Here is a 21,955-nt window from a genome sequence, read left to right as displayed (position 1 = left end):
CGGCGGGTCTATTGCTGAGCGATATCGAGGCGATCCAACATCGCCTCGACCCGGGCGCGATTGACCCCCATATCGGCATAACCGAACCGGGACCGGCTCCAGATCGTCAGTTGCGTGCCAGCGCCCTCGGCCACGGCGCGCAGGTTGATGATATCGGGATAGCCCATCAGTCGCGTGCGTTGGACATAGGTCCTCAGACCTTGTTCCGGCGTCTCCGCCAGCCGCGAGACACCGGGCTGCGCCATAAGATCCGCTTCGATCCGCGCGAGCAGCGCGTCGGGCGCCTCTGCCACAGAGATCGCGGGACGATCCCCGTCAGGCGCCACGAGGTAATCGTTGGGCTTCCCACTCCGGTCAGCGGCATCGGGCGCCACATGCCAAACATCCGCGTCTAGCGGGGCCAGTCGCACATAGGCGGCCCCGGCCACGCCAAGCCCCAGGGCCGCAAGAAGAATACCGCGCAAGACCATGGCCCCTCCGATTTGGCTAGGGCCTTAGTCCCCCACCTGTAAGATCTGCAAGTCCGCCACATTTGTGCCCGTCCCGCCAATCTTCAAGAGGTCGCCAGCGGCCTCCAAGGCTGGATAGCTGTCGTTGCAAGCAAGCAGATCGTGCACATCCAGCCCAGCCGCTGCGATGCGCCCAAGCGTGCCTTGGTCAACGATGGCGCCCGCCGCGTCCGTCGGGCCATCGCGCCCATCTGTGCCACCGGACAGAAAGGCCCAGGGCACGTCCAGATCGGACAGCGCCAAGGCGACGCGCAGGGCCAGTTCCTGGTTCCGCCCCCCGCGCCCCTCGCCTTTCAGGACAACCGTGGTCTCACCACCCCAAAGGTGCAGTCCAGGGCCCGCCATAGCCGCTTTGGCCACATGTCGCGCCGCGTCGGCCACGTCGCCCTCCAAGGGCACCGGGTCAAGCACCGCCCCTGGCGCGGCGGCCAGCATCGCCTCGGCCGACAGACGATTCGATCCCACCAAGCGGGTTTCCACCTGTGGGACGGGTCCGGGGTCATTCTGTGCCAAGGCGGCCCGGCAAGATGCGGGGATCTGGTCCCATAGACCCGACGTCTTCAAAAGCGCCACCGCATCAGACCGAGACCCCAAGGGCGGCACCATAGGACCCGAAGCAATGGCGGACAGGTCGTCTCCCACCACATCGGACAAGATCAGCGCTTCGGCCGACGCCGGTGCCAGCGCGCGGGCCAAACCGCCGCCTTTGATGCGCGACAGCGACTGTCGCACGAGGTTCATCGCCTGGATGTCCAAACCGGCCCCCAGAAGCAGCCGCGACACCTCCGCCTTGTCAGAAGTGCTGACCCCCTCGACCGGCGCCACAACCAAGGCAGACGCTCCGCCGGAGACCAGTACAAGCGCCCGCTGACCGGCAGACAGCCCCTCTGCCGCATCCAAAACGGCTGCCCCGGCTGCGGCGGACCGCTCGGACGGAACCGGATGATCGCCAATGAGCACCCGTGCGCCCGGCAACACCTCCTCGGCGCCTTCAGCGTTTTCGGGATTGGTGACGACGAGACAGGGCACATCGCCAAACCGCGCCACTGCGGGTCGGGCCATGGCAACGGAGGCCTTCCCCAGCGACACGATCAGGTCGGGCGCTGCCGCATCCTGCAGGGCCAGATCTACGGCGGCCCCAGGATCGGCCCGGCGCACCCCAGCCATGAAGATATCAACTAAAGTGTCTCGCACCGCCATCCCGACCTCCCAAAGTATCCCAAGGCCGAGTATCTGGTATTTTGGTGCGGGTGAAGGGACTCGAACCCCCACGCCTCGCGGCGCCAGAACCTAAATCTGGTGCGTCTACCAATTCCGCCACACCCGCACTGCGTTCCCCTTAGCACCGGTCGAAATGAACGAAAAGGGCCGCGGATGTTTCTCGGTTACGCCCCGTTTCAGCCCAATTCTGGGATCAAACCATCCTTAATGGAATGGATCTGAGATCACAGGGGATGCCGCAATGACTGTCCAGCTTCGCATGAATGCCCAAGACCTGATCGTAACCGGCGCACAGGCGGTAACGCCGGCCTCCCACGATCGGGTAACCGGCGGCCTTGCCCTTGGGACGATCGTTGAAACGGCCATGGGGCCGATGGCGGTCGAGGCCCTTCAACCCGGTGATCGCATCCTGACGCGCGAACGGGGCGCTTGGCCGCTTCGCTCTGTCACCATGGAGCAATCGACGATCTGCACCATCCGCACCGACAGCCTCGGGGTCGCACAACCGGCCCGGGATATCTCGGTGGCCACCGACCAACACGTCACCCTGCGCGACTGGCGCGCCGCCGCCCTGTTTGATGCGGGCATGGCGCTCGTTCCCGCCGACCGTCTGACGGACGGGACACAAATCGCGCGGACGGGCACCTGCGACGTGGTGCGCCTCGATCTGGGCGCCCCTCTGACCATCGTGGCGAATGGGATGGATGTGCCAACCGGGCGCACGGAAACGGGCGTCGTCAATCTCGACGACGAAATCTGATGAGACTGAGCGCAGGCATGCGCCCACTTCACGATTAACGGAATTGCAAATCGTAGGCGCTAGGTCTTTCGCCGACACACGCGAGGGACCATGCCAGACGATGATCGCACACTGCGCGCCGCGAACGATGACCCGGGGGCCGTTGGCGTCCCTATCCTGGACGGCGCCACGCTGCGCCATGCGATACCCGCCCGATTTACGACGCTGACCGCTTCCGGCGCTGTTCCTTTGCGCGCGATTCAGGCCGGGACTCGGCTCATTACACGCGACCGAGGCATGATGGTTGTACGCCGCGTCCTGCATGGGGACATACGACCCGGGGCGGCCATGGTTCACTTACCAATCGGTGTCTTCGGAGATCAGAAGCCGGGTGTTCCCTTGGACCTGCCACCGGATCAACCTGTCGTCCTTCGCGGGTGGCGCGCGGAGCAGCTTTTCGGCGCGCGAGAAGCGCGAGTCGCAGTCGGTCGCCTTGTAGACGGACGTGTGGCGCGCTTGGCGCCAAGCACCGGGGGCCGCGTCGTGTCTTTGGTCCTCGATCAGCCCGTGGTTTTCTATGTGGAAGGGATGGAGGTTGTCTCCGCCGGCCTTTGACCCGACCTACGTGCTCCGCAAGCGAATGACATTGGCCGTCTGCCTATTGTGGGGTCGAGAAAACCACCTTGGCGTATTGACCGAGGTTAGGTCGGATTAGACCATATCGAGACAACAGGTGCGGATATGGCACAGACCTCCGCGCTTCCGTTGCGCAGGCCTTGGTCGCTTACCCCTTTTCCAACAGCCTCCGTAGGACACCAGGGATCGCCTCCGGCAGGTCTTCGGCGATGAGACCGGGTCCGAGCACATGACCAGCGGCCTGATGGAGCCACACCCCGATCCGCGCAGACTGGCGCGCCGTTTGCCCTCGGGCCAGCAAACCGGCAATCAGACCGGCCAGGACGTCTCCACTGCCCGCTGTCGCCAGCCACGGCGCGGCGGTCTCCCCTTCGGCAGACTGAACCAGAGGCGCGCTTCCGGGGCTCGCGATAATCGTCCGGGACCCTTTCAAAAGGACGGTACACCCCATCCGCTCCGCCGCGCGCTGCGTCGCGTGCGCCCGGCTTTCGTCCGCCTCAAGATCCTCGGACAAATCGGGGAACAGGCGCTTGAACTCCCCGTGGTGGGGCGTGAGCACCGTCTTCGCGCCCAGATCTGGCCAGAGGTCGGCGCGCCGGGACAGAAGCGTCAGCGCGTCCGCATCCAGAACACAGGGCCGACCGGCGGCCACAGCCCCGGCCAAGATGTCCTCGCCCCTGGTATCAAGACCAAGGGCGGGCCCAAGACAGAGCGCGTTGATCCGCCGATCCTGTAACAGGGTCTCTAAGCCCAAACGGTCGTCGCACCGCCGCAACATGATCGCCGTGAGTTGTGTCGCGCATTCCATCATCGCCCCGCCCGGCGCAGCCAGCGTCACCAGCCCGGCGCCCACCCGAAGCGCTGCGCGTGCTGCCAGCCGGGCCGCCCCGGTCTGGGCGAAGGGTCCGCTCACAACAAGCGCGTGCCCATGGTCGTATTTGTGTTGGCTCGCACCCTTGGCCAAAGCCTCCGCCGGGGGACGCCACGCCGTCATAGGCCCAGATCCACGACGCGCACCGGCATGCCATCCGCCGCGAGTGTCAGATGCACGGGCTTCGGCCTATGAAACGTCACCGCAAGATCCGCCTGGAAACGGAGCGTGCCCAAGGCCGCACCGGTCGCCGGGTCATAGCCGGTCGGTTGATCTATGCTCACGGACAAAACGGGGTTGCATGAGCCTTCGGCATGGTAGCGCCGCCAAAGATCGCTGTAGCCGCCGAGGATAGCATCGGCCGGTCGGTTCTGCCCAAGGCCCAACAGGGCATCCACCAACAGCACTGGGCCGCCAGTGGTGCTCAATGAGACGTCGGCAACCGGACAACTAACCCCGCCACTGTCGCGCCACCTGCGGGCATTCACGGCTGCGTCGGAGTGCCCAAGGTCTTGGGGCCCGCCCATGGACAACAGCGCATCCCATCCCACAGGGACGACAACAACGGACCAGCCGCGTTCTCGCAGGATCCGGGCCACGACGAAGCCGTCGCCCCCATTGTTCCCAGGTCCGCATAGGACCACGGCGGTGGCGGGATGCGCGGCCAAGTTAGGCCAGCGGTGACAACATGCCGCGACCACGCCCTGCCCTGCGATTTCCATCAGGCCGAGTCCGGTCACCTGCCCCGACTCGATAGCCTGCGCCTCCACGGCCCGCATTTGGGACGGCGAGATCACGTCATCGGGCATCCATTCATGAACTGCACTTATTTTTGGCACGTCGATCATATTTTAGCCGCTGCACCTCCGGGGACAGGCGCTGACCGGGCCTCCGTCCGCTATGCGATTGTCCCCCTGCGCAGCCCATGGTGAACCCCTGGCAACGTTACGGGAGGACGCCGAACATGAAGAAGGTTGAAGCCATCATCAAGCCGTTCAAGCTCGATGAGGTGAAGGAAGCCCTCCAAGAGATTGGCATCCAAGGCCTCTCGGTCACGGAAGTCAAAGGCTTCGGGCGCCAGAAGGGCCACACCGAACTATACCGCGGCGCGGAATACGTGGTCGACTTTCTGCCCAAGGTGAAGATCGAGGTCGTCCTGGCCGACGACATGGTGGATGCTGCCGTCGATGCCATTGTTGGCGCTGCGAAAACTGACAAAATCGGAGACGGGAAGATTTTTGTCAGCCCCGTCGAACAGGCGATCCGCATTCGGACCGGTGAATCCGGCGACGACGCGATCTGACCCGCCCACACCCACAACGACCTGCCTTTTTACACAGAGAGGGGAACCCCATGAGCAAGGACGCAGTCCTCAAGCAGATCAAGGACGAGGAAATCGAATACGTCGATATCCGCTTCACCGACCCGCGCGGCAAGTTGCAGCACGTGACCGTGATGTCCGACCAAGTTGACGAAGACTTCCTGGAGGAAGGCTTCATGTTCGACGGCTCGTCCATCGCCGGTTGGAAAGGCATCGAAGCCTCCGACATGAAGCTGATGCCCGACACCGACAGCGCGTATATCGACCCGTTCTACGCCGAAAAGACCCTCTGCGTGCACTGCTCTATCGTGGAACCCGACACGGGCGAAGCCTACGAGCGTGACCCCCGCGGCACCGCCGAAAAGGCCGAAGCCTACCTGATTTCGTCGGGTATTGGTGACAAGTTCTTCTGCGGCCCCGAAGCCGAATTCTTCCTGTTCGATGACGTCAAGTTCTCGAACTCGATGAACAAGGTCAGCTACGAAGTCGACGCCGTCGACGCCGCTTGGAACACCGACGCTGACTACGAAATGGGCAACATGGGCCACCGTCCCGGCGTCAAGGGCGGCTACTTCCCCGTGAACCCGACCGACGCGGCCCAAGACCTGCGTTCCGAGATGCTCTCGACGATGAAGCGCATCGGCATGAAGGTCGACAAGCACCACCACGAGGTGGCGTCCTGCCAGCACGAGTTGGGCCTGATCTTCGACAGCCTGACCAAGCAGGCCGATGAGCTTCAGAAGTACAAGTACGTGATCCACAACGTGGCCCATGCCTACGGCAAGTCGGCGACCTTCATGCCCAAGCCCATCGCAGGCGACAACGGCACCGGGATGCATGTCAACATGTCCATCTGGAAGGACGGCAAGCCGCTGTTCGCCGGGGACAAGTATGCCGATCTGTCCGACGAAGCCCTGTACTTCATCGGTGGTGTCCTGAAGCACGCGAAGGCCCTGAACGCCTTCACGAACCCCTCGACCAACTCCTACAAGCGTCTGATCCCTGGCTTCGAAGCCCCGGTTCTGCGCGCTTACTCGGCCCGCAACCGTTCGGGGTGTGTCCGTATTCCGTGGACCGAGAGCCCCAAGGCCAAGCGTGTCGAGGCCCGCTTCCCCGATCCGTCGGCGAACCCCTACCTCTGCTTCGCGGCCCTGCTGATGGCTGGCCTCGACGGCATCAAGAACAAGATCCACCCCGGCGAGCCGTCGGACAAGGATCTCTACGACCTGCCCGCCGAAGAACTGGCCGCGATCCCGACCGTCTGTGCGTCGCTGCGCGAAGCTCTGGACGAGTTGGAGAAGGATCACGAGTTCCTGCTGGCCGGCGACGTGTTCACCAAAGACCAGATCGAGGGCTACATGGCGCTCAAGTGGGAGGAAGTTTACTCCTACGAGCACACGCCGCACCCGGTCGAGTACCAGCTGTACTACAGCTGCTAAGGCCGTGGCGGGGGATCCCCGCCCCAACGACAAGACAACGGAGGGCGTCCCATGGGGCGCCCTTTTTGATTGGGATCAGTCCGTGGTGCCAAAGCAGATAGATCGAAGCGACCAGCCGTCGGTTCAATAGCAGTCGGGTGAGCCTCAGTCTGTTCCGGGGATGGGAGAGAGGTACAATCTCTAGGAAGATCCCCATCACCCAGGCAAAGGCGGTCACCTGGTCTCGCAAGGTGCGAACGGCCCGCTGCATCCCATCGTCATCCCGGGGCATCCGAGCCGTGGGCGCATCAGTCTCTAGGGTGATCCACGATCAAGGCGTCAGTCGCTTCATTGACGAACCACATACGGCATAGGCGTCAGTCTCTCCGACGACCAAAGACGTCTGACACGCAAGCAGCGGGCAGATCATTCCAGGGCAGCTTGGGCAGAGGCCCCGCGTTTGCGGCGCCAATGGCCTACGCAGCGACTAGGCCACAAAGACCCGGCGGCGCTGAGCGTCGCCTTCACCGCCGTTCCTCATCCCACGGGGCCACGCCGACAGAGCTAACCGAGCAAGCCGCGCCCTCTACAGATCGTCCAGCACATCCAGCGCGGCGGTGCGGATCACTGCCTGCTCATCCCCGCCGATCAGCAGATAGCCATAGCCCCCATCGGTCCAATGGGCGGCCTGCATCCCCTCCAGTTGCGTCATCCGCAGGGGGCTGTCGTCCTGTCTGGGCAAGGCGATAATGCACAAGGCAACGGGCGCTCCGCCCTCGGTAAGGAACGCCATCTGAACTAGGGGTTGCCCCTCATACCCAAGGAGTTGCGCCCGACGAAAGCTGAGGCCCTCCACATCCACTGGTGGCAGGTCACGCCCCAACGCCTGGGCCAAGCCCGCGTCCGTGACCGTCTGGGCGGCAGGCAAGGACGACAGAGTCTCCTCCGTATAGAGCGCTTGGTAGGCCGCGACATAGGCCATCCAATCGTCAGGGCCTTGGCGCGCACCGCCAAACGCTCCGATCAAAACGCCCAAAACAAGGGAGGCGGCCAAACCCAACCGCACCGGCCAAGGGGACCGCTTAGATCGGCCCTGGACCAAGTCCGCAGGCACAGACGGCGCGGATGCAAGGACCGGCGCAGACGCCATGGCAGCCATATCACCCAAGACCCGCAGACGATCCAAGCGGCGACGTAGGTCCAGGTCCGTGTCCTGCGCCACGACGATTGCGGCGATATCCTCGGGTGAGGCCTCGCCATCCAGGAAACGGGTCAAATCCTCATCGCTGAATGGCCCGTGGGCTGTCATCGCGTGCGATCCACTTCTGTGTCCGCCACAGCATCCCCGACCTTTCGGCGGGCTGTGGAAAGACGGCTCATGATGGTCCCGACGGGGATCTCGAGGATCTCCGCCGCCTCGGCATAGCTGAAGCCTTCCACATAGACGAGCAGAACCGCGATCCGCTGACCTTCGGGCAAGGCGTTCACTAAGGATAACACTTCACGCGCCAGAATATTCGTTTCCGTCTCCAGACCCGGGGCCGGAATCTCGATCTCTTCGACGGGCACGAGGCCACCGCCCACGCGCACGGCCTTGGACCGCATCTCGTTCAACCAGATCCGCTGCGCAATTTTGTAGAGCCAAGAATCCAGCCGCGTCCCTGGCGTAAAGCGATCCGCCTTATCCAAGGCACGGAGGCACGTGGCTTGGGCCAGATCCGCAGCCACGTCCCGCGTCCCCGTCAACGACAGGGCAAAGCGCCAAAGCCGTGGATATGCCGCAGGCAGCCCCGCCCGCACAGCGGCCCGGGACTTTTCTTGTTCGCGATGTCGAATAATTGTCCCCCCTCCGGTGTTGTCTGCCCATGCGGCGGCAAGAGAACCGGCGTAATCTTTCTGACACGGAGACGTTCCATGAAAAACCACTTCCTCGTGATGACCCTCGCGGCGGCTTCCTTTGCCCTTCCGGCGCTGGCCCAAGACACGCCTGCTCCGGCAGATGCAGAGGTCTATTTCATCAACCTGTCGGACGGTGACACGGTCACGTCGCCGGTGTTGGTCAAGTTCGGCCTAAAGGGCATGGGCGTCGCCCCGGCGGGCGTCGAGAAAGAGAACACCGGCCATCACCACCTTTTGGTGAACCGCCCGGCTTTCGGCTCCGAGGATGCGGAGGAGCTGGAGTTCGGTATTCCAGCCGATGAGCAGCACATCCACTTTGGTGGCGGTCAGACGGAGACGACAATTGACCTCGAACCCGGCGAGCACACGCTGCAGATGGTGCTGGGCGACCTGAACCATATCGTGCATGCCGACCCAGTCATGTCCGAGGTCATTACGATTACAGTCGAATAAGAGTTTTCGGCTCGGTCGTTCTCGAACCTACTTTCGGGAACGGCGGCTCGGTTGCGAGCATGGCCGATGGCGGAAGCTCCTACGCAGGCTCACAATTATGCGCATCCGGTTCAGTCGTCTTAGAGTCCAGACGCCACGTAGAAATCCGGTAGACCGCGCCGCCAGTCCTATCCGGCAGCGCAGATCAGGGGCACGTCCTGCGCGCCCCTGCCATTGTCTTACATCTTCAGACGTTCGCCCTTCGGGTCGTACATCGGCTTGAACGAGGCCTCAGCCCCGATCCGGCGACCGGCCACCTCGATCTCGTAGGTCGAGGACAGGCTGTCGTCGATGCTTTCACCAACGCAGGGCACATAGCCCAGACCGATGGCCCCGCCGAGCGTATGCCCGTAGGCGCCGGACGCGATGTGCCCCACGATCTTGCCGTCGCGGACGATCGGCTCATTGTGGTAGAGCATCGCTGCCGGATCGCTCAGCTTGAACTGAAGCATCCGGCGTTGCAGCCCTTCCTCACGCTTGCGCAGGACGGCGTCTCGCCCAATGAAGTCGCCGTTCTTCTTGGTCTTGACCGCAAAGCCAAGGCCCGCCTCGACCACGTGATCCTCTGGCGTGATGTCGTGCCCCATATGGCGGAAGGCGCGCTCGATCCGGCAGTTGTCCATCGTATGGAGACCCACGGGCCGCGCTTCGGTCTCGGCTTCGATCAGAGTCTCCATGACGTGGGCCGCCATGTCCGACGGGATGTAGACCTCCCACCCGAGCTCGCCGACGTAGGACACGCGGTGCGCCCGGGCCAAACCCAGACCGATATCGATGTCCTTGGCCGTACCAAACGGGAACGCCTCGTTCGAGAAGTCCGCCGGGCTGATCGCCTGCAACACGTCCCGCGCCTTTGGGCCCATGACGGCCAGAACCGCCTCGCCCGCCGTGATGTCGGTGATGAAGATCGCATCCTCGGGGTCCTCATGGCGGCGCAGCCAGGCCATGTCTTTGACCAAGGTCGCAGCCGGCGTAACCATCAGGTAGCTGAACTCCGACAGGCGCGTGACGGTGACATCCGCCTCTACCCCGCCGCGCGAGTTGAGCATCTGCGTATAGACGATCTTGCCCGGCGGCACGGCCATGTCGCCGCCGCAGACGCGGTTCAGGAACGCCTCGGCATGGACCCCGTCGATCTTGATCTTGCCGAAGGACGACATGTCATAGAAGCCGCAGCCTTCGCGGATGCGCGTGTGCTCATGAGCCGCGTTCGCGAACCAATTCTGGGGTCCCCAGGAATACTGGTATTCCCGTGGCTCGCCCGGCCACGCGAACCAATTGGCCCGCTCCCATCCGGCGAATTCGCCGAAGACCGCGCCCAATTCGCCCAACTGCGCGTGGAAGGGCGAGCGGCGGATGCCCCGCGCCGTTTCCTTCTGACGGAAGGGCCAGTGGTCCTGGTACAACAGGCCCAAGCTCTCGGTCGCACGTTCCTTCAGGTAGCGACGATTGCGCTGGAACGTCTGGTTGCGGGCAATATCCACGTCGACCAGGTCGAAAGGCATCTCGCCGTCCTGCATCCACTGCGCCAAGGCCATGCCAGCGCCGCCAGCGGACTGAATGCCGATGGAGTTGAATCCAGCGGCCACCCACAGGTTCGGCACCTCCGGCGATGGCCCAAGGTGATAGGCGTCGTCTGGCGTGAAGCTCTCGGGGCCGTTGAAGAACGTGTGGATGCCCGCCTCCGCCAGCATGGGCACCCGTTCGATGGCCTGCTCCAAGATCGGCTCGAAATGGTCGAAGTCGGGCGGCAGTTCGTCGAATTCGAAGTCCTTCGGGATGCCATCCATGGCCCAGGGCTTCGCCTTCGGCTCAAAGGCGCCCAGCAGGATCTTGCCCGCGTCTTCCTTGTAGTAGGCGCATTCGTCCGGCACGCGCAGCACGGGCATATGCTTCAGCCCCGCGATGTTTTCCGTGACAATGTAGAAGTGTTCGCAAGCGTGCAGGGGCACGTTGACACCCGCCATCTGCCCGACTTCATGGGCCCACATGCCGCCGCAATTGACGACATGGTCGGTTGTGATCACACCTTCCTCGCCGTCGGCCTCCCAACGAACGCCCCGCGCGGTGCGGTGATCCACGTCGATGCCCGTCACACGCGCACCCTCGATGATCTTGGCGCCGTTCTGGCGCGCGCCCTTGGCCAGGGCCAGGGCGATATTCGCCGGATCGCCCTGCCCGTCGCCGGGCAGCCAAACGCCACCGTGGACGCCATCTAGGTTGATGTGCTCGTACTTCTCTTTCACCTCTTTGGGAGAAAGCTCTTCGACCTCGACGCCAAAGGCACGGGCCATGGAAGCGTTGCGCAGCAACTCCTCCTGCCGGGCTTCCGTCAAAGCAACCGAGACGGAGCCGTATTGCGCCAGACCCGTCGACACGCCGGTCTCCGCCTCAAGCTTGGCATAGAGATCAGCGGAGTATTTCGACAGACGCGTCGCCGCCATGGTCGAGCGCAGCTGGGCGATCAGACCCGCGGCGTGCCATGTGGTGCCAGAGGTTAGCTTCTTCCGCTCCAACAACACGACATCGGTCCAGCCGAGTTTCGTGAGGTGATAGGCGACGGAACACCCGATGACCCCGCCGCCGATGATGACGACGCGGGCCGATTGAGGAATGGATTTGGTCATGCGCGGATCCGTTCGTTTTCAGAGTCCCAGAGGGCACCGTCCGCATGGACGGCCGCAGTCACTTTGTGGCCGAAGACTTCGACTTCGACGGTTTGGCCTTCGCTGCCCCGGGGCAGCATGGCCATGGCGATGGGTTTGCCCACCCGGTGCCCAAAGGCCGCCGAGGTAATCTCGCCCACGATCTCGCCATCTTGGCGGATCGGCGACATGGGCAGCGGGTCATATCCCATATCGTCCAGCGTCAGCACATGCAGACACCGCGCCGGGTCTTCGCCCCGCTCGTCCTTCCGGATAAAGCGGTCGGCCCCAACCTCGCGGAGCGTGTAGCCCGGCGACAGATCCGACCCCCAGGCACGATAGCCCTTTTCGATGCGCATCGTGTCCAGCGCGAACATCCCGAAGGGCACCGCCTCCGTCTCCATCAGCGCGGCATAGATCGCGGGCATGTCGTCGCGGGCGCCGTGGACTTCCCAGCCCAGTTCCCCGGCAAAGCTGACCCGTTGCAGGCGCACCTCCTTGCCGCAGACCGTGGTTTCCTGGACCGACAACCAGGAGGCCGACAGATCGCCCTCGGTCAGCGGCGCAAGGATGTCGCGCGACGTGGGACCTGTGACCAGCAGGCAAGACATGCTTTCCGACGTGTCGGTCAGTGTCAGCCCCTCGGCCAAAGGATGGGCCAGCAGATCGTGGTCATGGGCCCGCGCAGCGGCGGCGGTGATGAGGGTGAAGCGATCCTCGTCCCAACGGCTGACCGACATTTCGGTCGCGAACTTGCCCGTCGGTCCGTTGAAATAGCATAGGGTCATACGGCCAACCTTGGGCAGGCGCCCCGCGATTTGACCGGACAGCCACTCGGCCGCGCCCTCACCCGACAGTTCGAAACGGGAGAAGCCCGACAGATCCAGAACGCCGGTGCCGTCGCGCACGGCGGCCACCTCTTCGGCGACCCGCTTGTGCCAGGGGCCTTCGCGCTTCCAAGTTTGGGTGCTCTCGAACGAGGTGTCGTCGCCCTCCTTGGCGAACCACGTCGCCCGTTCCCAACCGCCATAGGGGGCCATCTGGGCACCCTGCGCCTGGAGCGCCTCGTGGTTGGGCGAGGTCAGCATGTCTTTGCCTGCGGGCCAGCGCATGTGCGGGAAGTGCATCCCGTATTCGTGGCCGTAGACTTCCTCGGCCTTTGCCTTGCAAAAGGCGGGGTCCGAGCACCAGGCCGCGAAGCGACGCGGGTCCACGTCGAAGCAATCCCAGTCGGGCGCGCCCTTGACGATCCAGTCGGCCAGCACCTTCCCCGCGCCGCCGCCCTGGGCGATGCCAAAGGTAAAGACGTTGGCGTCGAAGGCGTTCTTCACCCCGGGCATCGGCCCGATCAGCGGCAGGCCGTCCGGCGAATAGGGGATCGGTCCGTTGATGACGCTGCTGACGCCCGCGGTGGCGAGGGACGGCACACGCTCCATGGCGTCGGCGATGTAATCCTCAATCCGGTCCAGGTCTTCCTGCCAAAGCTGGAAGCTGAAGTCTTCGGGCATGTCGCCGTTGGTCCAGACCGACTGACAGTTCCTCTCATAGGGGCCGAGGTTCAGACCCGTCTTCTCCTGCCGCAGGTAATAGGAAATGTCGGGGTCCCGCACCATCGGCAGCTTGCCGCCATGTTCCTTGGACCAGGCCTCAATCTCCGGGATCGGCTCGGTCAGCAGGTACTGGTGGGACATGACGACCATGGGCAGCGGCGGGCGGCCGTAGGGTTCGAACCACTCGGCCACGCGCGCAGCGTAATAGCCTGCGGCGTTCACAACATAGTCACAGGCGATGTCGCCCTGCTCAGAGTGGACGATCCAGCCCTCGCCGTCCCGCGTGACGCCGGTCACCGGGCAATGCCGGATGATGCGCGCCCCCAGATCACGGGCGCCCTTGGCCAGGGCCTGGGTCAACTGCGCGGGGTCGATATCGCCGTCTTCCGGATCCCAGAGACCACCGACGAGGTCATGGGTCTCGCCGATTGGATACTTTTCCTTCATCTCGTCCAGGGTCATCCGGGTCATCTTGAGCCCCTGGATGTCGCCCATGGCGCGGACGTGCTCGAACTCCTCCATCCGCTCCTGGCTGTGGGCATACCGGATCGTCCCCGAGACGTGGTAGTTCATCGGGTAGTCCACGCGCTCCGCCAACTCGCGGTAGAGCGCCATGGAATAGCGCTGGATATTCATCACCGCCCAGGAGCCCGCGAAGTTCGGGCAGTTGCCCGCCGCGTGCCACGTCGACCCAGCGGTCAACTCATTACGCTCCAGCAGGACGCAGTCGGTCCAGCCCTCCAGCGCAAGGTGATAGAGCGAGGACACGCCCACCGCGCCCCCACCGATGATGACCACTCGGGCCTTTTCGGGAAATGTCATGTTTGATGGCCTTGCATCAGCCCAGATCGGGCAATGGCTGGAAGCGGGGGAGCCCCCCGCGGGTCAACACTCGAAACGCGGTCTGTCTGGCGGTGCCTTCATCGCCCACATGAGCGCGACGGAGACGGGAACCCCGATCCGCCCGCTGTCGGCGGTCGGCACACGTCGCTTGCAAAGATGGGCGCTCTGCGGTGTCACGAACTTCTCCTGATCGAGAACCATGGTCTCACTCTTCCCGACCAATCAAGCCATGTGGCATTCTGGCCCTAAGCATTTCCCAGATCCTTAAGTCCAGCGATGCCCCCTAGGCGCGGCGCCGCCCATGGGATAGCCCCGCCTCAGAATGCGCGGAGGCACCATGGCCAAAATCTTGATCCTGAACGGCCCCAACCTGAACCTCTTGGGACAGCGGGAGCCGCATATCTACGGCGCCGATACCCTGGCTGATGTGGAGGCCCAGGCCCGGGCCTTGGATTTGGCCGACCTGACGTTTCAGCAATCGAACCATGAAGGCCAGTTGGTCGATTGGATCCAGGCGGCACGGGGCACGCAGGACGGCATTATCATCAACCCGGGCGCCTATTCCCACACCTCGGTGGCGATCCTGGACGCATTGTCGGCCTTTGAGGGTCCCGTGGTGGAGGTGCACATCTCCAACATCCACAAGCGCGAAGCCTTTCGCCACCACTCCTACGTCAGTGGCCGGGCCGAGGCCGTGATCGCGGGCCTCGGGATCGAGGGATACTTCGCAGCCCTTCGCTGGCTTGCGGCGCGGCTGTAACGCCCGCGCCATAGCCCGCCTCTGACGCTGGCAGGCACCCTGCACATAATCTGCATGAGCGTCCGGCGGCTTTCGTAGCCGCCCTGGGCCTAACCCGATGTCCATCAGATATCGGAGGTCCCATGCACGCCACACCCGACGGACACCAGTGCCCCACTCGCCCACCCCTTCCAGAGCATGCGACGCGGGCCGGACTGGCCCTGGTCGTGCTGCTGCCAGTCGCGGATTGGCTGCTCTTCGACCACTCCTTCGGGGTGGCCGCCGTGCCCCTGGCCCTGGGGATCTTTGCCGCGGCGCTCTGGTGTCGTCCACGTCCTCTGCGCCAAGTTCTGGGGCCTGCCCTTCTCCTCGCTGTTGGCTGTTTGCCAGTCGTGATCCACCCCCAAGTCCTGTCGCTCGCGCTGCTGGGCGCCGCTCTGCTGTTTACGCTCGCCTGGGTCCATGGGCGGCCCGAGACCTGGCTGCGTCCGCTGCTCATGATGCTGATCCTCGCTCCTCAGGATGCCGTGACCGCAAGCGCGCGACTGCGCCGTCCGATGACCGGATGGACCGCCTCGGCCTGGTTCGGCACCTGGACGCTTCCAATCGGAGGGGCCCTGGTTCTCGTGAGCCTCCTGGCGGATGCGAACCCCGTCCTAAGGGATTGGGTGATTCTGGCGACACGGGTGGAGGTGGACAGCGCGACTCTGGCCTGGCGGGCGCTATTTTGGATCGGCGTCGCGACGATGATCTGGCCCCTACTGCGCGGTGTGCCCTTAGCTGACCGCAAGCAACAGCCTGCCGCGCACCCGACAGCCGGGATTAACGCGGCCTCCGTGGCGCGGGCGCTCGTGGTGTTCAACGGCGTCATGGCTCTGCAAACCGTCACCGATCTGGCGTACCTTTGGGGCGGTGCGGCCCTGCCTGAGGGGATGACCTATGCCAGCTATGCCCACCGGGGGGCCTATCCCCTGCTGGCGACGGCGCTCTTGGCCATCGCTTTTTCGCTGGTGGCACGGCCCTTTACCGACAGCGCCCGAACCTTGCGGTGGTTGCTGGCCGTATGGATTGTCCAAAACCTCGGACTGACGGCCTCCTCCGTCCTGCGGCTGTGGATTTATGTCGAGGCCTATGGCCTGACCTATCTGAGGTTCCATGCGGCCGTTTGGATGGCATTGGTGGCCTGCGGCCTGCTGCTGGCCCTGTGGCAAGTCGCACGGCGGCGGTCGACCCGATGGCTGTTGGCGCGGGGGGCCGCCTTAGCGGTGGCCACGCTCTATGGGGTGAGCCTCATCAACATGGCCGCGTTCATCGCCAGCCATAGCCTGGCCCGCGATGGGCCACTCGACCTAGCCTACCTTTGCGGCCTGCCCCCCACGGCCCATGCTGTCATTGCCGCCGACAGCCCAGGGCTTTGCCCGACACCTGGGCCAGAGATCGTAGGCTGGCGCGACTGGGGCTTTCACAAAGCCGCCGTCCGCGCCAAGTTGGACCGCATGGAAAGCGCACTGCCATGAAGATCTTGATCGTGGATGATGACCCACGCCTGCGCGATCTGGTGCGCATCGCCTTGGACCGCGCTGGGCACCAGACGGTGACAGCCTCGGACGGGCAGCAAGCTTTGGACCGGGCGGCGCGCGACACACCCGACTTGATCGTGCTGGACGTGGGGTTGCCGGAACATGACGGCTTTGAAGTCTGTCGCAGGCTCCGCGCCCGAGGGGATGAAGTCCCCGTCCTGTTCCTGACCGCCCGTGACGACGAAATCGACCGCGTGGTGGGGCTAGAACTTGGCGCCGACGACTATGTCACAAAACCCTTCAGCCCCCGCGAGTTGGTCGCTCGCGTCGCAGCGATCCTGAAACGAAGCCGCCCGTCCACGCCACGCCGCCTCACGCAGGGGGCCCTGGTCCTCGACCCCGCGCGCCACGGCTGTACCCTAAACGGGGCACCGGTGGCGTTGACCGCAACGGAGATGGCGATCCTGCTGCAACTGGCGACGCGCCCCGACCATGTTCAAGCCCGCCCAGCGCTGGTGGATGCGGTCTTTGGTCGGGGCAGCCCGGTCTCTGACCGCACGCTGGACAGCCATGTGCGCAATCTGCGCGCAAAGCTGGCCACAGCCGGATGCCACGACGCTATCGAGACGGTCCATGGCGTCGGCCTCCGCCTCGGCCCCTGCTCCACATGAGCAAGTGGCGCCCGTCGCTCTGGTTTGTGGTCTTTGGCGGCCTGGGCGGCACGCTGCTGGTGTCGTTCCTGGGCTTGGTCGCCCTCCGCTATTTGGGGCCGGAGATTGGGTTTCGCCAAGCCGCCGTCCTGCTCGCCCTGGCGATCACGGGCTGTACGGCGCTGCTGGGATGGCTGCTGGTCAGACTGCTGCTGCGCCCTGTGGACGCCCTGGCCCAACAGGCCCGCGCCATGCGCACAGGCGGGGTGGCGCAGTCGCCGCGCCATTTCGGCACCCGAGAGTTGCGGGATCTCGCCATGTCCGTGGTTGAGATGGGGCGTGCCTTGCAGGGGCGCGAAGCCGCGATCCGAACCTATACCGATCACGTCACCCATGAGCTGAAGACCCCTGTGACCGCAATCCGCGCCGCGGCAGAGCTTTTGGAGGACGGGGGGCACCGGGACCCCTTGCTCCTACAACAGATTACCGGCGCGACCACACAGATGGAGGCCCAGTTGGCAGCGTTACGCCAGATGTCCGCCGCGCAGGAGCCCGGGCACGCCGGGTCGTCCTGCTTAGCGGAGGTCGCGGACGATTTGGCGGCGCTCCACCCTGGTGCGGTCTTTGATGGGGTGGAGGTGCCGCTGCCGCTCGCCGCCTCCGGGCTTCGGGTTGTTCTCGGGCACCTGCTGACGAACGCAGCGGAGGCCGGCGCAGCCACGGTCACGGTTTCGGCAGATCCCCAGGGCATCACGGTCAGCGATACGGGTCCGGGTGTCAGCGCCGGCAATGCGGCCCGTCTGTTCGATAGTTTTTTCACGACGCGGCGGGAGGCGGGCGGGACTGGCATGGGCCTGTCCATCGTGCGGGCCCTTCTATCGACCCATGGTTGGACCATCCAAACGGTCGCCTCGGACATTGGGTTAACGCTGCGCTTGGATGCGCCTTAGATCGGCGCCACTCCGTTGAACTGAGTCGGGTGATGCGGGCTTTGCGCGCAAAGCAACCGATAGCCGGTGCTGGAGCACTAGGCGAAGAGGAACCGGACCGTCTTTAACACGCACCCGATGCAGAGAATGGCTGACCAATGACCCTGTTGGGATATGCTTAGGCGTCGGCGCATGGGATGTCTGCCAGTTGAGCGATGCCTGGCCCGTTACTCCTACATACAAATGCAGCCCGAAAAGGCACTTTGCCGAGTGACGTCGCGACGTCGGCTAGGATTGGCCCACTCCGCGCGGCGATGCCTGTTTGGCACCAACAAAGCATGCGCCGTTGAAAACGCCCAGTGACCAATTCAGCGAGACCAGAGGCGCCAGAGAACTGATCGAATTGTCCGAGAACGCGCTTCGCCGCAGCGCTTGCGCACGTTGTGCCGGATTATAGCTGAAACCAAACCGCACCCGCCCCGTTGGTCCATTGCCGCTCTCTCGAACCGTGGCCTCACCGGCGCAGCGATCATCCTCCACAGGCCATTGCCTCCGTACCTGACCGAGATGCTCCCACGCCCACGACGGCCCCACAGGTCCAAATCGGTTGACGCCAAGGGCCTGACCTGTTCCCTCACGCTTCGGAGGAGACCCCATGCGCCACAGCCTCACCGCGTTGCCCGACGCCACCTTGCCCTTCGACGATATCATCGACGTCCGGGCGCCATCGGAGTTCGCCGTCGATCACATTCCAGGCGCGATAAACCTGCCCGTCTTATCCGATGCGGAGCGGGCGCGGGTCGGCACGATCTACGTGCGCGAAAGCCGTTTCCTGGCCCGCAAGATCGGGGCCGCTCTGGTGGCGCGGAACGCGGCCAACCATATCGAAGGCGCTCTGGCGGACCGGGACGGCGGCTGGCGCCCGCTGGCCTATTGCTGGCGCGGCGGGCAAAGGTCTGGGTCCTTCGCCACCATCCTCGCTCAGATTGGCTGGCGGGTGCGGGTGGTTGAGGGGGGCTACCGCAGCTATCGCCACTTGGTCCATGCCCAGCTCTATGAGGCCGCTCTGCCGCACCGGCTGATCGTGGTCGACGGCGGAACCGGGACGGGCAAGACGCAGCTTTTGCAAGCCATCGCCAAGGCGGGCGGTCAGGTTGTCGACTTGGAGGACCTGGCCCGGCACCGGGGCTCCAATTTCGGGGGGCTGGCCGAAGAGCAGCCTGCCCAAAAGATGTTCGAAAGCCGATTGGCCCGCGTTCTCCATGATCTGTCCCCCGACCGCCCCGTGTTTTTGGAGGCCGAGAGCAACGCCATCGGGCGGCTGAAAGTACCGCCATCGGTGTGGCGCGCGATGTCCGAGGCTCCGGTGATCCAGGTCAAGGCGCCTGCGGCGGCGCGCGCGCGTTTTCTGCTGACGACCTACCCGGACCTCACCGCCGATGCGGCGCTTTTGGCCGACCGGATCGACAGGCTACGCCCCTATCATCCGCGAGACCGAATTGAAGAGTGGCACGACCTTGCGCGCACGGGTACGCTCACCACCCTGGCCGAGGCGCTGATCCGTGACCACTATGATCCCCGCTATGCCCGCCCCTCCGGCGCGGATCGGCGCGTGCTTGGGACGCTTCAGCTTGGCGATCTCGGACCAGAGGACCTGGCCCGCGCCGCTGATCAAGCCCTGAGCCTCGCCACGGATAGCACTGCGTTGCAGGCCTCCGGACCGTCAGAGGCGTCCCGTTAAGACAGGGTGATCCGAGGCGCCCCAGCCACAATCTCACCGATAACCGCGCCCGTGTGGCCCGCGTCCACCAGGGCCGCACAAGCGTCCGCGACCGCCGCTTGGGGCACCGCCGCCAACAGACCACCCGCTGTTTGTGGGTCGTGTAGCAGCGCGGCCCTTGGGGTCTCCGTGGCCAAAGGCACATGACGCGCGTTCGGTCCATGGAGGGTCGAGAGGTGCCCGGCGGCAAGCGCAACTTCCGCCCCGGCGTAGATAGGCAGAGCCGCCAGATCCACATGGGCAGCAACGCCGCTGGCTTGGCACATGGACATGAGGTGTCCGGCAAGCCCAAAGCCTGTGACATCGGTCATGGCCCGAACTCCTGCGCCGACCAACAGACGCGCCGCCGCGCCCTGGGGCTGCGCCATCCGATGCAGCATCGACAGAATATCATCACCAGAGGCCCGCCCGGCCATTTCCGCCACCAGAAGCGTCCCCGCCCCCAGGGGCCGTGTGAGGATCAGGGCATCCCCCGGTCGGGCGCCCCCCTGCCCGATACCTTCGCCCTCGGTCAAACCCGTCAGGCTCAAGCCCAAGGTCATCTCGGCGCCCATGGTGGAATGCCCCCCGACAAGGTCGGCCCCTTCTGCGCGCAAGACCTCCGATACGGCGGTCAGGATCTGGTCCAGGCTGCGCCGTTGCAGGGGCTCGGACATGCGCGGCAGGGTCACGCTGGCCAGGGCCGCCTGGGGCGCCGCGCCCATGGCCCAGACGTCGCCCAGGGCATGGACGGTCGCGATTCGGGCAAACAGATCCATGTCGCCGGTTGTCGCTCTGAGATGGTCGACCGTCAGGACCTGCTGCCCAGTTCCATGGCGCAGCACGGCGGCATCATCGCCCGGTCCAGCCAGAACGTCATCACGCTGGGGGCCCGCCAGCCCGGCCAAAGCATCCGACAAGGCATGGCCTCCGACCTTAGCCCCGCAGCCTGAACACAGGGGCGCTGACAACTCCCGCACCCCGCGGGCCCTTTCCTGCGGGAGGGGGTCAGGCGCCATGGGCCGCAAGTCGTTGAGGCTATCCATGAAGGCCCGGTCGATGCGGTCCTTCACTCGCCAGAGCCAGGGTCCCGACAGGGTCAGCCCGCCCCGCTCCGCCAAAGCCTCCTGCCCGCCCAGCGAAATGAGTTTCAGATATCGCTTTTGGGGCACGAAGGGCGTCAGCCCGCCCATGCCGCGCAACGCGGCGCGCAGGTTCCCGTGCAAGACGGGCGCTTGGCGCACGGCAAAGACCCCCGCCTTGGGGCGCGGGGCATGGGTCATATGGGCGCAATCGCCGACGGCAAAGAGGTCATCGAACCCCTCGACCCGCAAGCGGCTGTCGACGCGCACGAAGCCATCGGTTTGTGGCAAGCCCGAGGCTGCTAGCCAGCCATGGGGCCGCGCACCCGCCGCCCCTGTGGTGAACCGTGCGGGTAAGCTACTGCCGTCGTCCAGGCGCAGGTGATCGGCCTCCACTTGCATCACGCGAACACCCGCGCGAAGGGTCACACCATAGCTGGCCATCGCGGCCCGCAGACGCGCTGCGGCGGCGTCGCCAACGCCGGTTAGAGCCTCGGCGGCCTCCACGACGGTGACCTCGGGCTTACACCCGCCTTGGCGCAACGCATGGGCCATGGCCAGCGCCAGTTCAATGCCCGCAACGCCGCCACCAATCACCGCAACCTCGGGCGCGACGGCCCCGGCACAGGCGCGGGCGAGGAAGTCGCGCCAGCGGTCGGCGAAGTGTCCCAGCGGTTTAGCCGCCGTCCCATGGTCGGCAAAGCCCGGGACCTCTGGCATCTCCGCGTGGATCCCCACATCCAGCGAAGCCACGTCATAGGCAATCGGCGCACGTCCCGGCACATGGACCAGGCGGGCTTCGGGGTCGATCCCCTGGGCGTATCCGTCGATGACCGCAGCGCCCGCAAATCGGGCCAACCTCACGAGGTCGATGTCCAAGGCCGCGCGGCTGTAGTGCCCCGCCACATGGCCCGGCAGCATCCCGCTATAGGGGGCCGTCGCGCCCGGGTTTATGACCGTGAGCCGCACCCCAGGCAGCGGGTCCATCCCCCACCGACGAAGGACCAACGCATGGGCATGCCCTCCACCAATCAAAAGCAGGTCTTGGGTGAGCGGAGTGTCGGCGCGCATGGGGCTAAGCCTCGGTCGTTGGTCATCGGCTTCGGTCTATCCAGGCCCGCGCAGGGGCGAT

At 64.9% G+C, this 21,955-nt stretch carries 21 protein-coding genes and 1 tRNA gene; 11 read left to right on the top strand and 11 right to left on the bottom strand.

What is annotated here, in order from left to right:
* Positions 1-8: 8 nt before the first annotated feature.
* The 3 genes from K5R33_RS17550 to K5R33_RS17540 form a co-directional block, all read right to left on the bottom strand.
* A complete protein-coding gene (locus K5R33_RS17550; protein ID WP_220750385.1) occupies positions 9-470 on the bottom strand; it encodes a DUF1499 domain-containing protein in 462 nt (153 codons plus the stop codon).
* 24 nt (positions 471-494) lie between these two features.
* Positions 495-1,709: a glycerate kinase type-2 family protein gene (locus K5R33_RS17545; protein WP_220750384.1), complete on the bottom strand. Its 1,215-nt coding sequence runs from the start codon at positions 1,707-1,709 to the stop codon at positions 495-497.
* Between the two features lie 42 nt (positions 1,710-1,751).
* A tRNA-Leu gene (locus K5R33_RS17540) sits at positions 1,752-1,836 on the bottom strand.
* A gap of 135 nt (positions 1,837-1,971) precedes the next feature.
* Between K5R33_RS17540 and K5R33_RS17535 the strand changes: the two genes are divergently transcribed.
* Positions 1,972-2,490: a Hint domain-containing protein gene (locus K5R33_RS17535; RefSeq protein WP_220750383.1), complete on the top strand. Its 519-nt coding sequence runs from the start codon at positions 1,972-1,974 to the stop codon at positions 2,488-2,490.
* Positions 2,491-2,580: 90 nt separating this feature from the next.
* Positions 2,581-3,084 carry a Hint domain-containing protein gene (locus K5R33_RS17530; protein WP_220750382.1) on the top strand — a complete coding sequence of 168 codons (504 nt, stop codon included), beginning with the start codon at positions 2,581-2,583 and terminating at the stop codon, positions 3,082-3,084.
* A gap of 169 nt (positions 3,085-3,253) precedes the next feature.
* Here the strand turns inward: K5R33_RS17530 and K5R33_RS19200 are convergent, their stop codons facing one another.
* Both K5R33_RS19200 and K5R33_RS19195 read right to left on the bottom strand, forming a co-directional pair.
* Positions 3,254-4,099 (bottom strand): NAD(P)H-hydrate dehydratase, encoded by an 846-nt coding sequence (locus K5R33_RS19200; protein WP_220750381.1) that lies wholly within the window; start codon positions 4,097-4,099, stop codon positions 3,254-3,256.
* On the bottom strand, positions 4,096-4,824 hold the full coding sequence (locus K5R33_RS19195) for an NAD(P)H-hydrate epimerase (protein WP_308443252.1): 729 nt from the start codon (positions 4,822-4,824) through the stop codon (positions 4,096-4,098). The genes K5R33_RS19200 and K5R33_RS19195 overlap by 4 nt, the downstream gene beginning before the upstream one ends.
* Before the next feature lie 116 nt (positions 4,825-4,940).
* Here K5R33_RS19195 and K5R33_RS17515 point away from each other — a divergent pair, with 116 nt between their 5' ends.
* Together K5R33_RS17515 and glnA are read left to right on the top strand one after the other, a co-directional pair.
* The gene (locus K5R33_RS17515) at positions 4,941-5,279 is read left to right on the top strand and encodes a P-II family nitrogen regulator (protein WP_220750380.1); all 339 of its coding nucleotides are present in this window, start codon (positions 4,941-4,943) and stop codon (positions 5,277-5,279) included.
* Between the two features lie 50 nt (positions 5,280-5,329).
* The gene (gene glnA, locus K5R33_RS17510) at positions 5,330-6,736 is read left to right on the top strand and encodes a type I glutamate--ammonia ligase (protein WP_220750379.1); all 1,407 of its coding nucleotides are present in this window, start codon (positions 5,330-5,332) and stop codon (positions 6,734-6,736) included.
* On the opposite strand, the gene K5R33_RS19245 is transcribed toward glnA, so the two are convergent.
* The 3 genes from K5R33_RS19245 to K5R33_RS17500 form a co-directional block, all read right to left on the bottom strand.
* A complete protein-coding gene (locus tag K5R33_RS19245; protein WP_373314190.1) occupies positions 6,663-7,007 on the bottom strand; it encodes a hypothetical protein in 345 nt (114 codons plus the stop codon). The genes glnA and K5R33_RS19245 overlap by 74 nt on opposite strands.
* A gap of 294 nt (positions 7,008-7,301) precedes the next feature.
* On the bottom strand, positions 7,302-8,024 hold the full coding sequence (locus tag K5R33_RS17505) for a hypothetical protein (RefSeq protein WP_220750378.1): 723 nt from the start codon (positions 8,022-8,024) through the stop codon (positions 7,302-7,304).
* Positions 8,021-8,515 (bottom strand): RNA polymerase sigma factor, encoded by a 495-nt coding sequence (locus tag K5R33_RS17500; protein ID WP_255576501.1) that lies wholly within the window; start codon positions 8,513-8,515, stop codon positions 8,021-8,023. The genes K5R33_RS17505 and K5R33_RS17500 overlap by 4 nt, the downstream gene beginning before the upstream one ends.
* A 114-nt stretch (positions 8,516-8,629) precedes the next feature.
* Here K5R33_RS17500 and K5R33_RS17495 point away from each other — a divergent pair, with 114 nt between their 5' ends.
* Positions 8,630-9,067 carry a DUF4399 domain-containing protein gene (locus K5R33_RS17495; protein WP_220750377.1) on the top strand — a complete coding sequence of 146 codons (438 nt, stop codon included), beginning with the start codon at positions 8,630-8,632 and terminating at the stop codon, positions 9,065-9,067.
* A 218-nt stretch (positions 9,068-9,285) separates the two neighbouring features.
* Here K5R33_RS17495 and K5R33_RS17490 read toward each other — a convergent pair whose 3' ends face one another.
* Positions 9,286-11,733 carry a GcvT family protein gene (locus K5R33_RS17490; RefSeq protein ID WP_220750376.1) on the bottom strand — a complete coding sequence of 816 codons (2,448 nt, stop codon included), beginning with the start codon at positions 11,731-11,733 and terminating at the stop codon, positions 9,286-9,288.
* Positions 11,730-14,123 carry a GcvT family protein gene (locus K5R33_RS17485; protein ID WP_220750375.1) on the bottom strand — a complete coding sequence of 798 codons (2,394 nt, stop codon included), beginning with the start codon at positions 14,121-14,123 and terminating at the stop codon, positions 11,730-11,732. The genes K5R33_RS17490 and K5R33_RS17485 overlap by 4 nt, the downstream gene beginning before the upstream one ends.
* On the opposite strand from K5R33_RS17485, the gene K5R33_RS17480 reads away from it, so the two are divergent.
* The 6 genes from K5R33_RS17480 to mnmH all read left to right on the top strand — a co-directional run bounded on the left by K5R33_RS17480 (position 14,122) and on the right by mnmH (position 19,723).
* The gene (locus K5R33_RS17480) at positions 14,122-14,334 is read left to right on the top strand and encodes a hypothetical protein (protein WP_220750374.1); all 213 of its coding nucleotides are present in this window, start codon (positions 14,122-14,124) and stop codon (positions 14,332-14,334) included. The genes K5R33_RS17485 and K5R33_RS17480 overlap by 2 nt on opposite strands.
* A 147-nt stretch (positions 14,335-14,481) precedes the next feature.
* On the top strand, positions 14,482-14,904 hold the full coding sequence (gene aroQ / locus K5R33_RS17475; protein ID WP_220750373.1) for a type II 3-dehydroquinate dehydratase: 423 nt from the start codon (positions 14,482-14,484) through the stop codon (positions 14,902-14,904).
* A gap of 122 nt (positions 14,905-15,026) precedes the next feature.
* A complete protein-coding gene (locus tag K5R33_RS17470; protein WP_220750372.1) occupies positions 15,027-16,400 on the top strand; it encodes a DUF4153 domain-containing protein in 1,374 nt (457 codons plus the stop codon).
* Positions 16,397-17,074: a response regulator transcription factor gene (locus K5R33_RS17465; RefSeq protein ID WP_220750371.1), complete on the top strand. Its 678-nt coding sequence runs from the start codon at positions 16,397-16,399 to the stop codon at positions 17,072-17,074. The genes K5R33_RS17470 and K5R33_RS17465 overlap by 4 nt, the downstream gene beginning before the upstream one ends.
* Positions 17,071-18,003 carry a sensor histidine kinase gene (locus K5R33_RS17460; protein WP_220750370.1) on the top strand — a complete coding sequence of 311 codons (933 nt, stop codon included), beginning with the start codon at positions 17,071-17,073 and terminating at the stop codon, positions 18,001-18,003. The genes K5R33_RS17465 and K5R33_RS17460 overlap by 4 nt, the downstream gene beginning before the upstream one ends.
* Before the next feature lie 634 nt (positions 18,004-18,637).
* Positions 18,638-19,723, top strand: coding sequence for a tRNA 2-selenouridine(34) synthase MnmH (mnmH, locus tag K5R33_RS17455; RefSeq protein WP_220750369.1), 1,086 nt, complete (start codon positions 18,638-18,640; stop codon positions 19,721-19,723).
* Here the strand turns inward: mnmH and K5R33_RS17450 are convergent.
* The gene (locus K5R33_RS17450; protein WP_220750368.1) at positions 19,720-21,894 is read right to left on the bottom strand and encodes a selenide, water dikinase SelD; all 2,175 of its coding nucleotides are present in this window, start codon (positions 21,892-21,894) and stop codon (positions 19,720-19,722) included. The two genes, mnmH and K5R33_RS17450, sit on opposite strands and share 4 nt — an antisense overlap.
* Positions 21,895-21,955: the final 61 nt, after the last annotated feature.

The organism is Jannaschia pagri (genome assembly GCF_019655435.1).
GTDB lineage: Bacteria > Pseudomonadota > Alphaproteobacteria > Rhodobacterales > Rhodobacteraceae > Jannaschia > Jannaschia pagri.
The sequence above is the reverse complement of the archived record's forward strand: the minus strand, read 5'-3'. Positions and strand labels throughout refer to the sequence as shown.